At 47.4% G+C, this 529-nt stretch carries 1 pseudogene; it reads right to left on the bottom strand.

The window, feature by feature from the left end:
* Nucleotides 1-445 (bottom strand): annotated as a pseudogene (locus ACTIE0_RS24965) (IS1 family transposase); the annotation flags it as partial.
* Nucleotides 446-529: the final 84 nt, after the last annotated feature.

The following is a 529-nucleotide window of genomic DNA, read 5'->3' as shown; positions in this document are numbered from 1 at the left end:
TAAAATACCAAATGCCACCAATGTGATTCTGCAAACACTTGGAAAAGGACAAGGTCTTGGGTACTAAGCGAGACACTGGTTGTCTCAAGGTATTGTTAAACCTTTCGATGTAGCTGGTCAAACCTGTATCCTTCCCAACCCCTTGATGACGTTTACTCGGTAGAACAGCCTCATAGGCCCCCCAGAAATCTGTATAAGCCACCGCACATTGGCGATACACTGGGGGCAATGACTCCCACAATTGGCGGGCTGCGGCTTCATCCCGTGCACCAATGTAAACACCGACAATCTCACGGGTTTTTACGTCGAGAGCTAACCAAATCCACTGTTTGTTTCCTCAGGGTACGAAAAGACCACAATTCATCACATTGAATCGTTAACCTCCCGTTTTTTTGTGCCTCACCTGGACTTGGCGGGGCACAGAGGCATATTTCTGATTGACGTATAGCACAAGACAGGAAAGTTAGGACGTATAATGGAGAGGACGAGATGACTAAGAAGACCCAAAAGGCCAGCCCCCTATAGTTAC

This window comes from Limnospira sp. (assembly GCF_051859755.1).
Taxonomy (GTDB): Bacteria; Cyanobacteriota; Cyanobacteriia; order Cyanobacteriales; family Microcoleaceae; genus Limnospira; species Limnospira fusiformis.
This window is presented reverse-complemented; position numbering and strand designations above follow the sequence as displayed.